The organism is Streptomyces aurantiaciflavus, assembly GCF_049808595.1.
Classification (GTDB): domain Bacteria; phylum Actinomycetota; class Actinomycetes; order Streptomycetales; family Streptomycetaceae; genus Streptomyces.
The window spans coordinates 182,959-194,911 of the sequence record NZ_JBNCAQ010000016.1 but is presented as its reverse complement, the minus strand read 5'-3'; the positions used below and the strand labels follow the sequence as shown (position 1 = coordinate 194,911).

Annotated in this window: 10 protein-coding genes; 3 read left to right on the top strand and 7 right to left on the bottom strand. The window is 72.0% G+C overall.

What is annotated here, in order from left to right:
- Positions 1 to 41 precede the first annotated feature (41 nt).
- A complete protein-coding gene (locus ACPT94_RS21150) occupies positions 42 to 2,078 on the bottom strand; it encodes a VWA domain-containing protein (protein WP_425246538.1) in 2,037 nt (678 codons plus the stop codon).
- Between the two features lie 348 nt (positions 2,079 to 2,426).
- Between ACPT94_RS21150 and ACPT94_RS21145 the strand changes: the two genes are divergently transcribed.
- Positions 2,427 to 4,511, top strand: coding sequence for a PhoX family protein (locus tag ACPT94_RS21145; protein WP_425246537.1), 2,085 nt, complete (start codon positions 2,427 to 2,429; stop codon positions 4,509 to 4,511).
- 124 nt (positions 4,512 to 4,635) lie between these two features.
- On the opposite strand, the gene ACPT94_RS21140 is transcribed toward ACPT94_RS21145, so the two are convergent.
- The 5 genes from ACPT94_RS21140 to ACPT94_RS21120 form a co-directional block, all read right to left on the bottom strand.
- Positions 4,636 to 5,667: an endonuclease/exonuclease/phosphatase family protein gene (locus ACPT94_RS21140; protein WP_425246536.1), complete on the bottom strand. Its 1,032-nt coding sequence runs from the start codon at positions 5,665 to 5,667 to the stop codon at positions 4,636 to 4,638.
- Complete coding sequence (locus tag ACPT94_RS21135) at positions 5,612 to 5,956, bottom strand: hypothetical protein (RefSeq protein WP_360351462.1); 345 nt, start codon at positions 5,954 to 5,956, stop codon at positions 5,612 to 5,614. The genes ACPT94_RS21140 and ACPT94_RS21135 overlap by 56 nt, the downstream gene beginning before the upstream one ends.
- Positions 5,957 to 6,120: 164 nt before the next feature.
- Complete coding sequence (locus ACPT94_RS21130; RefSeq protein ID WP_360351464.1) at positions 6,121 to 6,933, bottom strand: ABC transporter permease; 813 nt, start codon at positions 6,931 to 6,933, stop codon at positions 6,121 to 6,123.
- Complete coding sequence (locus ACPT94_RS21125) at positions 6,930 to 7,886, bottom strand: ATP-binding cassette domain-containing protein (protein ID WP_425246535.1); 957 nt, start codon at positions 7,884 to 7,886, stop codon at positions 6,930 to 6,932. The genes ACPT94_RS21130 and ACPT94_RS21125 overlap by 4 nt, the downstream gene beginning before the upstream one ends.
- Before the next feature lie 30 nt (positions 7,887 to 7,916).
- Positions 7,917 to 8,582, bottom strand: a complete 666-nt coding sequence (locus ACPT94_RS21120; RefSeq protein WP_360351470.1) for a DUF4097 family beta strand repeat-containing protein — start codon at positions 8,580 to 8,582, stop codon at positions 7,917 to 7,919.
- Between the two features lie 225 nt (positions 8,583 to 8,807).
- On the opposite strand from ACPT94_RS21120, the gene ACPT94_RS21115 reads away from it, so the two are divergent.
- On the top strand, positions 8,808 to 9,533 hold the full coding sequence (locus ACPT94_RS21115; RefSeq protein WP_360351473.1) for a helix-turn-helix domain-containing protein: 726 nt from the start codon (positions 8,808 to 8,810) through the stop codon (positions 9,531 to 9,533).
- 61 nt (positions 9,534 to 9,594) lie between these two features.
- Here ACPT94_RS21115 and ACPT94_RS21110 read toward each other — a convergent pair whose 3' ends face one another.
- The gene (locus ACPT94_RS21110; protein WP_425246534.1) at positions 9,595 to 10,401 is read right to left on the bottom strand and encodes an alpha/beta fold hydrolase; all 807 of its coding nucleotides are present in this window, start codon (positions 10,399 to 10,401) and stop codon (positions 9,595 to 9,597) included.
- A 78-nt stretch (positions 10,402 to 10,479) separates the two neighbouring features.
- Here ACPT94_RS21110 and ACPT94_RS21105 point away from each other — a divergent pair, with 78 nt between their 5' ends.
- Complete coding sequence (locus tag ACPT94_RS21105) at positions 10,480 to 11,811, top strand: aminotransferase-like domain-containing protein (RefSeq protein WP_360351479.1); 1,332 nt, start codon at positions 10,480 to 10,482, stop codon at positions 11,809 to 11,811.
- The last annotated feature ends 142 nt before the right edge of the window (positions 11,812 to 11,953 follow it).

Here is an 11,953-nt window from a genome sequence, read left to right as displayed (position 1 = left end):
GCCGGTCCCGTCCACCCCCCGTCGGGGTGCCCTGCGGGTGGTTACGGGCGCCAGGCCGCCAGTACGCCCTCGTAGAGCTCCTGGTCGGTGAGTTCGCGGGGGGTGGGGCCCGCGTGGAAGAAGGCCGTGTTGTCGGTCTTCAGTTTGCGGAGGTAGTCGAAGGCCTTGTTGTCGTGCTCACCGAAGGCGACGAAGGAGAAGAACAGGGTGGGGTGGTTCTTCGCGGCGTCGGTGAGGGACTGGGTGGCGGGGGTCTTGGCGTCCGGGGCGCCGTCCGTCTGGAAGATCACGAGCGCGGGGGACCGGTCCGAGTCCCGGTGCTTCTCGTGGTGGCTCACGACGGCCTCGACGGCGGCGTGGTAGCTGGTACGGCCCATGCGGCCGAGCCCCGCGTGCAGGTCGTCGATCTTGTCCTCGGGGTCGGCGAGGGTGAGGTCGGCGGTGCCGTCGACCTCCGTGGAGAAGAAGACGACGTGGACCTTGGGCTCCGGGGCCAGGTGAGCGGCGAGGGCCAGGGTCTGGTCGGCGAGGGCCTGGACGGAGCCGTCCTTGTAGTACGGGCGCATGGACGCGGAGCGGTCGAGCACGAGGTACACGCTCGCGCCGGCGTCCGTGAGGTTCAGCTTGGTGAGGGTGGAGGCGGCTGCCTTGTAGGCGGTGGCCAGGTGGGCCGGGGTCGCGGGGCTCTGCGAGGGCTGGGCGTCGCCGCCGCCCCCGCTGCCGGCCTCGGCTTCGCCTTCGGCCGGATCGTCCCCACCCGCACCGCCCGTGCGGGTTTCGTTGTCGGGTGCGGGTGGCCCCTGCGGGGCGTCCTCGCCATCGGCGACCGCGGGCTCGCTCGGCTCCGCCGTGACCGTCGGCTCCGCCGTGGCGGCCGGTTCTGCCGGGGCGGCGGGGGCGGCAGCGTCCGCCGGCTCCTCGGCGTCCGCCGTGTCGGTGGGCTGCGCGGACTCCTCGGCGTCCGCCGGCTCCTCGGGCTGCGCCGGCTCCTCGGGCTGCGTCGGCTCCTCCGGCTGCGGCTCCTCCGCGGGCTCCTGTGCCGCTGCGGTGGGCTCGGGCTCCGCGTCCGGCACGGAGTCGGCCTCCGGTGCCGACTCCTCCGCGACGGGCTCAGCCTCGGGCTGGGGCTCGGAGGCCGGTGCCTCGGCGACCGGCTCGGCCTCGGCGGCCGTTTCTTCGGCGGTCGGCTCCACCTCGGGCTCGGCGTCCGCCGTGGTCTCTTCGGTGGACGGCTCGACGTCGGACTCCGGGGCCGCCTCTTCGGCCGACTTGGTCTCGGACTCGGCTTCCGGCGCGGGCACTTCAGCGACCGGCTGCTCCGCCTCGGGGGCTGCCTCTTCGGCGGCCGGCTTCGTCTCGGCCTCGGTCTCCGCAGTGGCCTCCTCGGTCACCGCCTCCGCCTTGGCCTCCGGCTCCTCGGCGGCCACCTCGGTCTCGGGCTCGGACTCCGTGGCGGGCGTGGTCTCCTCAGCCACCGTCTCCGCCTCGGGCTCGGCGTCGGCCGAGGTTTCCCCGGTCACCGTCTCCGCCTCGGCCTCAGGCTCGGAGGCCGGCTCCTCGGCGGTCACCTCGGGCTCGGCGGCGGGCGCGGCTTCCTCGGTCACCGCCTCCGCCTCGGGCTCCGTGGCGGGCGTCTCCTCAGCCTTCGCCTCGGGCTCCGTGGCGGGCGTGGTCTCCTCGGCCACCGTCTCCGCCACAGGCTCGGACTCCGGCGCCGCTTCCGCAGTCACCGACTCCACCTTGGCCTCGGCTTCCGGCGCGGCTTCCTCGGCCATCGACTCCACCTGAGGCTCGGCCTCCGCCTCCGGCGTGGCCGACTCCGTCGGCTTCGTCGGCTTCGGGACTGTCACGTTGTTGAAGGCTGCTGCGACCAGTTCGTGTTCGCTGGGGGAGGTGCGGGGCTCGGGGACCTGGGCCGTGGGCTCGGGCTTGGGCTCCGGGGTCGTCGGCGTGGGCGTCGGTGCGGGTGCCTCGGTCGTGCCCTCTGCCTGCGAAGGAACCCGTTCCGCACCCTCTGCCTCGGTGCGCCCCTTGCGTGAGCGGCCGAACGCGTTCCGCAGGAGAGTGAGAATGCCCATGTGCGCAACCCTTCACGTGAGGTGATGCCCGTCAATCCCTGGCCAGGACGGACACGTAAGGTTAGCGGCCCCAAGTGGTGATCTTGGGGAGGGGTGAGTGGGGGGAAGGCCGGTGTGTCAACACCGCCTCGTTCCCGTCGCCGGCCCCGTCTCGGCCGATCGCCGGCCCCGTCGTCGGTCCCGTCACCGGCCCGATCATGGATCCCGTCGGCAGTCCGGGCAACAGTTTCCTCAACAGCCTTGTGGCTTCCGGGGATTCACCTGCCGTTCATCCACCGTCAGCGCACCCGCACTCACGTCCCCCTACCGTCACGCTCATACCAAGGGCACGCAAGGGGAGAACAAAAGGTGCGTAAGCTGCTGCCGCTGATCGGGACGCCGTCCCCGTCGCATCCCGGCGGACGATCCGCCATGACCTGCCGCTTCCGGTGTGGTGACGCCTGCTTCCACGAGGTGCCCAACACCAGCGACAACGAGTACGTGGGTGACGTCATCGCGGGGGCCCTGAGCCGCCGCTCGATGATGCGCGCCGCCGCCGTCGTCACCGTCGCGGGCGCCGCCGGTGCGGCGAACGTCGCCGGGGCGCGTCCGGCCGCCGCGGCGACCCCGGAGGCGTCCGCGGCGTCGTACGGGAAACCGTCGGCCCCGAGCCGGGGCGCGCGGGGACTGCGCTACAGCTCCGTCGCTCCGAACACCACCGACGCCGTGACCGTCCCGGACGGCTACGGGCAGAACGTCGTCATCCGCTGGGGTGAGCCCATCCTGCGCGGTGCGCCGGCCTTCGACCCGGAGAACCAGACCCCGGCCGCCCAGGCGGGCCAGTTCGGGTACAACAACGACTTCCTCGCGCTGCTGCCCCTCCCGGGGGAGCGCGACCGGCAGCTGCTCGTCGCCAACCACGAGTACACCGACGAGATCCTCATGTTCCGCGGCTACGACGCCGCCAACCCCACCCGGCAGCAGGTCGAGGTCGCCTGGGCCGCGCACGGGCTGTCCGCCGTCGTCGTGGAGGGGGACCGCAGGACGGGCAAGCTCGTCGCCGTGCCGCGGCACCCGCTGAACCGGCGTGTCACCGCCACCACCGAGTTCCGGCTCACCGGCCCCGCCGCCGGCTCCGCGCTCCTGAAGACCTCTGCCGACCCGACGGGGACCAGGGTCCTGGGCACGCTGAACAACTGCTCGGGCGGTACGACCCCGTGGGGCACCACCCTCCACGGCGAGGAGAACTTCAACCAGTACTTCGCCAACAGCAGCCGCGCCACCGACAAGCGGTACGGCATCGGCACCGGCGCCACCGAGCGCAAGTGGGAACGCTTCGACAAGCGGTTCGACGTCGCCCAGGAGCCGAACGAGGTGCACCGCTTCGGGTACGTCGTCGAGTTCGACCCGTACGACCCGACCTCCACGCCCCGCAAGCACACCGCGCTCGGCCGGTTCAAGCACGAGGCCGCGACCGTCCGGCTCACGTGCGACGGGCGTCCCGTCGTCTACTCCGGCGACGACGAGCGCTTCGACTACTTCTACAAGTTCGTCGGCAGCAAGCGGATGAAGCACGGCGCCGGCCGCGCGGTCCGCGAGCACAACCTCTCCCTGCTCGACGAGGGCACCCTGTACGTCGCCAAGTTGACCGGCGACTCCCCGGCCATCGAGATCGACGGCACCGGCAAGCTGCCGAACGACGGCGAGTTCGACGGCAGCGGCGAGTGGATCCCGCTGGCCACCGCCACCGCCAAGGGCGCCGTCTCGCACGTCGAGGGCATGACCGCGGAGGAGGTGTTCGTCTTCACGCGTCTGGCCGGTGACAAGGTCGGCGCGACGAAGATGGACCGCCCCGAGGACATCGAGCCCAGCCCGGTCACCGGCAAGGTCTACGTCGCCCTCACCAACAACTCCAACCGCGGTGTCGGCACGAACGCCAAGGCGGACGAGGCCAACCCGCGCAACGCCAACAAGCACGGCCACGTCCTGGAGCTGACCGAGCGCTGGAACCGGCCGGAGAGCACGGAGTTCGCCTGGTCGCTGTTCCTGGTCGCCGGCGACCCCGACGACCCGGCCACTTACTTCGCGGGCTTCCCGAAGGACAAGGTCAGCCCCATCTCCTGCCCGGACAACGTGGCCTTCGACCCGTACGGCAACCTGTGGATCTCCACCGACGGCGCCCAGCTCGGCTCGCACGACGGCCTCTTCGGGGTCGCCACGCGCGGTGAGCGGCGCGGTGAGCTGAAGCAGTTCCTGACCGTCCCGAAGGGTGCCGAGACCTGCGGTCCGCTCATCCAGGAGCGGCGGGTGCTCGTCGCCGTGCAGCACCCGGGTGAGATCGACGGCGCGACGGTGGAGAAGCCGGCGAGCACCTGGCCCGACGGACCGGGCCGGATCGTCCGCCCGGCGGTCGTGGCCGTGTGGCGCCAGAACGGCGACGACATCGGCGTCTGACCGTCGACCACTGTCGATCACCGTCGACACCTGTCGATCACTGCCGACACCGGCCGACGGGCGGCGGCGAGGACGATGACCGTCCTCGCCGCCGCCCGTCCGTCATCCGCCGCGTGACGTCCTGTCACCTTCCCTTGTCGTCCCGCTGGTGCAGCGTGACGTCCACGACCAGGGAGCGGTGGTCGGTGTCCGGCAGGTCGAGGAAGCGGGCCCGGCTCGCCGAGAACTCCTCCGAGACCAGGACATGGTCGATCTGGGCGCCCAGCGTCGGCGCCGTCCGCGCCGGCCAGCTCGGCCGGCGGTGTTCGCCGGCGAGGCGGGCGGCGTCGTGCAGCCCGGTGTCGAGGATGCGGCGGAAGGCCGCGTGGTCCTGGGAGGCGTTGAAGTCGCCGGCGAGGATCAGCGGTCCGTCGTCGCGGTGAGCGGCGGCGAAGTCGCGCAGCCGGCCCAGTTCCCGCTTCCACAGGGCCACCTGGCGCGGCAACGGCGGCATGGGGTGCGCGAGCTGGAGCCGTACGGCATGACCGTCGACGTCGGCGACGGCCCCGGGCATGCCCATGTGGCCGGGGACGGCGGGGGCGGGCGTGAGCGGAAAGCGGCTGAGGACGACGGACCCGACGGAGGTGCCTCCCGCCACGGCCCGCCGATGCGGATAGGTCTGCCCGAGCTCCCGGGTGACCGCCGCCTGACAGCCGTACTCGCACTCCTCCACGAACACGAGGTCCGGCTTCTCGCGGCGGACGGCGGCGATGAGCGCGTCGGTGGCCTGCCCGAACTCGACGTTCGAGGTCAGCACCCGCAGCCGTGCGACCGCCGCCCCCTCGGGGCGACTGCTCTTCCCGTACGGCTCGATGAACCAGGCGAGCAGCCCGAGCAGCACGACCCCCCACACCAGCCCGGGCAACCAGCGGCCCAGCAGGGACGACAGCAGCCCGATCCCCGTCGGCACGAGCAGCCACGGCAGAAAGGCGAGGAGCTGCGGTACGGGCGTGAAGGCGTCGGTGTCACCGGCCCGGCACCCCACGACCACGCTCACCCCGGTGAACAGCAGCCCGGCGCACCAGGCGGCCGGCCGTCGTCCGCGGCGCCTCACGGGTGCCTCAGCGGAACTCCCGGACGACCTCGATGCGCCCGACGATGTGCGCGTTGAACTCATCCAACTCCTCCGCCGGCACCCACAGCTCCAGGATGGTCTCTCCGCCGGCCCGGCGCACCGGATACCGCTCGAGGAACTCGCTCTCGACCTCGAACCGCGTGACGTATCCGACCCCGGACGCGGGCACGTTCCAGTCCCGCGCGATCCGGATCGCGTAGTCCTCGTTCAGGACGGGGTAGAAGATCGGCTGCTCGGGCAGCCGCGGCGGCCAGGCGGTCCACCCGGACGCCTCGACGAGGGCCAGCTCCTCGGGGCCGGTGGGGCGCCAGAGGGTCGTTGTGCGGGTCATGGGGTGCGACGGTAGTCGCGGGGACGCCGACCCCGCCAAGGGATTGAAGCGGCAAGGGGATCAGCCTCCTCGCACACGAACGGGCGGCGTACGCCGACGCGCTGTCGGTGTACGCCGCCCTGGGGTGAGACGGGGTGCGGGGGCGGCCCGCGGTGTCATGGCGGTTATTTCGGGTCGTTGTCGAACTTCGAGGTCGACCAGCGGTAGCCGAGCACCGCGAGGCCCAGGCACCAGGCGACGGCGAGCCATCCGTTGTGGCCGATCTCGGTGCCGAGCAGCAGGCCGCGCAGGGTCTCGATGGCGGGCGTGAACGGCTGGTACTCGGCGATCGGCTGGAACCAGCCGGGCATGGAGTCGACCGGGACGAAGGCGCTGGAGATGAGCGGGAGGAAGATCAGCGGCATCGCGTTGTTGCTGGCGGCCTCGGCGTTGGGGCTGACCAGGCCCATGCCGACGGCGATCCAGGTGAGTGCCAGGGCGAAGAGCGCGAGCAGTCCGAACGCCGCCAGCCACTCCAGGGCGGTGGCGTCGGTGGACCGGAAGCCGATGGCGACGCCGACGGCGCCCACGAGGAGCACGCTGGCGATCGACTGCAGCACGCTGCCGACGACGTGCCCGACGAGCACGGACCCACGGTGGATGGCCATGGTGCGGAAGCGGGCGATGATCCCCTCGGACATGTCGTTGGAGATGGACACGGCGGTGCCGATGGTGGTGGAGCCGATGGTCATCAGCAGCAGGCCCGGGACGATGTAGGCGATGTAGTCGGAGCGGTCCCCGCCGCCGATGCCCCCGCTCATCGCGTTCCCGAAGACGTAGACGAAGAGCAGCAGCAGCATGATCGGGGTGAGCAGCAGGTTCAGGGTGAGGGAGGGGTAGCGCCGGGCGTGCAGGAGGTTGCGGCGCAGCATCGTGGAGCAGTCGCGCACGGCGAGGGAGATCCGGGCCGGGCGGGCGGGAGCCAGGGGGGTGCTCATCGGGCGGTCTCCTTGGGCTGGTCGGGGATGCCGGCGCCGCCGGTCAGGGCGAAGAACACGTCGTCGAGGTCGGGGGTGTGCACGGTCAGCTCGTCCGCCTCGATGCCGGCCGAGTCCAGCCGGTCGAGGACGGAGCGCAGCTCGCGCTGGCTGCCGCCGCTGGGGATCTGCAGCGCGAGGGACTCGTCGTCCCGGGCGGCCTCGCCCAGTGCGGAGGCGGCGCTCCGGTACGCGGCCGGGTCGGTGAAGCGGACCCGGACGTGTCCGCCCGGGACGATCCGCTTCAGCTCCTCGGCGGTGCCCTGGGCGGCGATCCTGCCGTCGTTGAGCACGGCGATACGGTCGGCGAGCTCGTCGGCCTCCTCCAGGTACTGGGTGGTGAGGAAGACGGTGACGCCGTCGGAGACGAGCTCGCGGATGATCTGCCACATGTTGTGCCGGGAGCGCGGGTCGAGGCCGGTCGTCGGCTCGTCGAGGAAGATGATCCGCGGGTCGCCGACCAGGGTCATGGCGATGTCGAGGCGGCGCTTCATGCCGCCGGAGTAGGTGGAGGCGGGCTTCTTCGCGGCCTCGGTGAGGTCGAAGCGCTCCAGCAGTTCGGCGGTGACCTGCCGTCCCTCGCGCTTGGAGAGGTGGTGCAGGTCCGCCATGAGGAGCATGTTCTCCTCGCCGGTGATCAGGCCGTCGACGGCGGAGAACTGCCCGGTGACGCCGATCGCGGCGCGGACCGCCTGCGGGTCGGTGGCGAGGTCGTGGCCGCCGACGTGCACCGTGCCGGCGTCGGCGCCGATGAGGGTGGAGAGGATCTTGACGGCGGTGGTCTTGCCGGCGCCGTTCGGGCCGAGCAGGGAGAAGATCGTCCCTTCCGGGACGGCCAGGTCGACGCCGTCGAGGACGGTCTTGTCGCCGTAGGACTTGCGCAGCCCGTTCGCCGCGATGGCCAGGTCGGTCATGAGAGGTGCCCCCTGTTGCTGACTGCGGGTTTACAGGCTGCGGGCGGTGATGTCGCCCTGGGAGGTGGTGGCGCGGATGTCGAGTTCGGCGGTGCCGTCGTTCTTGAGGGCGTTGTCGATCCGGCCGTAGCCGGTGCCGGCGTCCAGGGAGGCGGAGACTCCGCGGGCGGCGACGACCGAGATGTCGCCGGACTCGGTGCGCAGGACGACCGTGCCGCGCCCGGCCTCGGCGATGCGGATGTCGCCCCGTGCGGTGCTGATCTGCGAGGAGCCGCCCAGCCGGCCGATCTCGACGTCGCCGTCGACCGCGTTGAGGCGGACGCTCGCCGCTTCGTCGATCTTGATCTGGCGGTAGGCGCCGTCGAAGGTGACGTCGCCGAGGCGGCCGACGCCGCGGAGTTCGGCGCTGCCCGCCTTCGCCTCGACGCGGGAGCCGGCGGGCAGTTGGACGGTCACCTCGACGGACCCGGAGGGGCCGAAGAGCTGGTTCTTCGCCTCGGGGGCCGTGACCCGCAGGACACCGTCGCCGTACGCGACCTCGATCTGCTCCGCCGCCTTCACGTCGCGGCTCTTGGCGGCGTTGGCGGGCCGGACGTCGACCGTGGTGTCGGCGCGGTCGGCGGCGATGAACTGGATGCGTCCCGCGGGGATGTCGAGGACGGCGGAGACCGGGGCGGGGGTGTCGAACTTCTGCATGGTGTGCTCCTGAGCTCGTCGCTGTTTCTGACACCGGAAACGCTACGTTGCGTTCATGGTTCCGGCAATAAGCTCGTTGCACGAGAAAGGCATAACTGCAGGTGAAGGACGAGATATTGTTGCAATGATCCTGCCGTCTAACGCAACAACCCTGCCCGGTCGCGTAGCAATGGACTGAAGGTGAACGCTATATTGGGCGCACTACGCACCACGAAGGAGGCCGCGATGCCGGGAGGCAGGCTCACTCAGCAGGAACGCCAGCAGATCGCGCTGGGACTGGCCGACGGCCTCGCCTACGCGGAGATCGCCAGACGTCTCGACCGCCCGACCTCGACCATCACCCGCGAGGTCATGCGCAACGGCGGTCCCACCGCCTACCGCGCCGACCTCGCCCACCGCGCCACCGAACGCCGCGCCCACCGCCGCAGGCAGGCCGCACCTCGGGGGGCGGAGGCGCCGCCCCAGGCCCACGGACGCGACGCCGAGGCTGTGCGCGAGTTCGAGGAGACGTTGACCACCGTCTTCATGCAGTCGGGCATGACCAAGATGACGGCCCGGGTGATGGCCTGCCTCACCATCAGTGACGCGGGCAGTCTCACCGCGTCCGAACTCGTCCAGCGCCTCCAGGTCAGCCCGGCGTCCGTCTCCAAGGCGGTCGCGTTCCTCGAAAGCCAGGAGTTCGTCCGCCGGGAACGCGACGAACGCCGCCGCGAGCGCTACTTCCTCGACGACGACATCATGTACGACTCGATGATGGCCAGCGTCCGGTCCACCGCCCAGGTCGCCGAGACCGCACGGCAGGGCGTCGGCGTCCTCGGCTCCGACACCCCGGCCGGCGTACGCCTCGAGAACACCGCCCGCTTCCTCGACTTCGTCTCCGAGAGCATGGCCCGCGCCGCGAACCAGGCCCGCGAGATCCTCCACACGAAGCCCGCGGCGACCTCGGACTGAGCGGCCGGTGCCGGACAGGCCGCCGTGCCGCGGTGATCAGCTGCTGTGATCACCGCGGCGATCAGCCGTGCCGGCGACCGTGTCCACGACTGTCGACACGGTTCAGGAACTCCTCCAGCGCCCCGTTGAACTCTCCCGCCCGCTCCAGGTTCGGCATGTGCGCGGACCCCTCGATCACCTTCAGCACCGAGTCCGGGAGGAGGGCGTGCATGTCCTCGGCGTCGGACACCGGGGTGAACTCGTCGTCCTCGCCGACGACGATCAGGGTGGGGACGGTGACGCGGGTGAGGAGCGGGCGGTAGTCGGGGCGTTCGGCGCGGCCGCGGAGGGCCGCGGCGGCGCCCTCGGGCGGGGTGGCGGTCATCATGCGGTGGACGTGCGCCTTGATCTCGGCGTCGGCGTAGGGGGCGACCATCTTCTCCAGGACCTCGTCGGCGTAGCCGCGCATGCCCTCGCGCAGCAGACGGTCGGCCATCCCGTTGCGGGCCGTCCTGCCGGCGGGTGTCTCCGGGGTCGCGAAGGTGTCGGCGAGGACGAGGCCGCTGATGCGGTCGCCGAAGCGGTCGTAGCACTCCATCGCGATCTGGCCGCCCATCGACAGACCGGCCAGGACGCAGGTGTCCACCTTCAGGTCGTCCAGGAGCTCCTCGATGTCCTGGGCGAAGCGGGAGAGGGGGGTGATGCCGGGGGTGACGGGGGAGGCGCCGTAACCGCGCAGGTCGGGGGCGATGACGCGGCGGCCGGGAGCGAAGGCCGCCACCTGGGGAGCCCACATGGTGAGGTCGAAGGGATGGCCGTGGATGAGGACGAGGGGAGCCAGGGAGGAGATATCCATCCCTTTGTCCTCGTATGCGAGGAAGGGTGCCATGGCGTCGACCCTAGGGTCGGACAACTCCTCGGTGCAATAAGATCTTTGCCCTCGGTGCAATGCCATGAGGGGGACCCTGTGGACGACTACCGGCGCATCGCCGACCGCATAGCCGACGACATCGCCGCCGGGCGGCTCGTCCCCGGTCAACAGCTCCCGCCACAGCGGCGGTTCGCACGACGACACCGCATCGCCGCCTCGACGGCCGGGCGGGTGTACGGCGAACTCGTGCGGCGCGGGCTGGTGGTGGGCGAGGTCGGCCGCGGAACCTTCGTGCGCGCCACGCCGGTGGCCGAGCAGGGGCGGGCGCTGATCGAGACGGCCACGGCCGCTCCGGTGAACCTGGAGCTCAACTACCCTTCCGCGCCGGGCCAGTCCGAGCTGCTGACGTCCGCCCTCGCCTCTCTGCTCAGGCCGGACGTGCTGAGTGAGGCGATGCGTCCGGCCGCCGCAGACGGCACCGCCCCGGCCCGCACGGCCGCGGCCGACCTGCTCGGCCTCCCCGGCTGGCGCCCCGACCCCGGCCGGTTCCTCTTCACGGGCAACGCCCGCCAGGCCATCGCCGCAGCCCTCGCCTCCCTGGTCCGGCCGGGCGGCCGGGTCGGGGTCGAGGAACTGACGTATCCGCTGGTCAAGAAGGTCGCGGCCCGGTTGGGGATCGTGCTGGTGCCGATCGCCGGTGACGGGGAGGGCCTACGGCCGGACGCCCTGGCCGCCGCCCACCGCACCGCTCCCCTCTCCGCCCTCTACCTCCAGCCCGCCCTGCACAACCCGACGTCGCTGAGGACGAGCGAAGAGCGGCTGCGGCAACTCGCGGGCGCGCTACGGGACATGGGCATCCCGGCTGTCGAGGACCGCATCTGGTCCTTCCTCCAGCCGGACGCGGTCCCGCTCGCCGCTCACGCGCCCGAGCTGACGCATGTCGTCGACGGGCTGTCCAAGCGGGTCGCGCCGGGACTGACCGTCGGCTTCCTCGTCGTGCCTGAGCACCGGGTCGAGGCCGTGGCCGGCGCGGTGCGGTCCGGGGGGTGGAGTGCGGGGCGGTTCGCCTTGGAGGCGGCGGTGCGGTGGGTCGGCGACGGGACCGTGGCGCGTCTGGTGGCGGCGAAGCGGGCGGATGCGGCGCGCCGTCAGCGGCTGCTGGCGGCCCACCTGGACGGCTTCGGCGTCCGCACCGCCCCGCACGCCTACTTCGCCTGGTGGGAACTCCCCGCCCCCTGGCGAGCGGACACCTTCACCGCGGCAGCCGCCACCCACGGCATCGCCATCACCCCCGGCACCGCCTTCACCGTCGACCCCCACCGCACCCCGAACGCGGTGAGGCTGGGCCTCGCGTCAGCGGAGGAGGGGGAGTTGGAGCGGGCGTTGGGGGTGCTTGCGGGGGTGGCGCGGGGGGTGGGGCTTGGGTGAGCTGGTGTGGGGAGGAGGGGGCGGAGGGGCGGAGGTCGGGGGCAGGGGCAAAGCTGTTACGGGGAGGGGTAGGTGTGGGGTGCGGGGCGGTGTCGGTGGGGGTGCCGGAGGCGAAGTCCCTGCGAGGAGGCGGAGTTTGGGG

Excerpts from the sequence above, each read along its gene's own strand:
- ACPT94_RS21150 (WP_425246538.1), bottom strand. The coding sequence starts at position 2,078 with ATGGGCATTCTCACTCTCCTGCGGAACGCGTTCGGCCGCTCACGCAAG.
- ACPT94_RS21140 (WP_425246536.1), bottom strand. The coding sequence starts at position 5,667 with ATGAGTTCAACGCGCACATCGTCGGGCGCATCGAGGTCGTCCGGGAGT.
- ACPT94_RS21135 (WP_360351462.1), bottom strand. The coding sequence starts at position 5,956 with ATGACCCGCACAACGACCCTCTGGCGCCCCACCGGCCCCGAGGAGCTG.
- ACPT94_RS21130 (WP_360351464.1), bottom strand. The coding sequence starts at position 6,933 with ATGAGCACCCCCCTGGCTCCCGCCCGCCCGGCCCGGATCTCCCTCGCC.
- ACPT94_RS21125 (WP_425246535.1), bottom strand. The coding sequence starts at position 7,886 with ATGACCGACCTGGCCATCGCGGCGAACGGGCTGCGCAAGTCCTACGGC.
- ACPT94_RS21120 (WP_360351470.1), bottom strand. The coding sequence starts at position 8,582 with ATGCAGAAGTTCGACACCCCCGCCCCGGTCTCCGCCGTCCTCGACATC.
- ACPT94_RS21115 (WP_360351473.1), top strand. The coding sequence starts at position 8,808 with ATGCCGGGAGGCAGGCTCACTCAGCAGGAACGCCAGCAGATCGCGCTG.
- ACPT94_RS21110 (WP_425246534.1), bottom strand. The coding sequence starts at position 10,401 with ATGGCACCCTTCCTCGCATACGAGGACAAAGGGATGGATATCTCCTCC.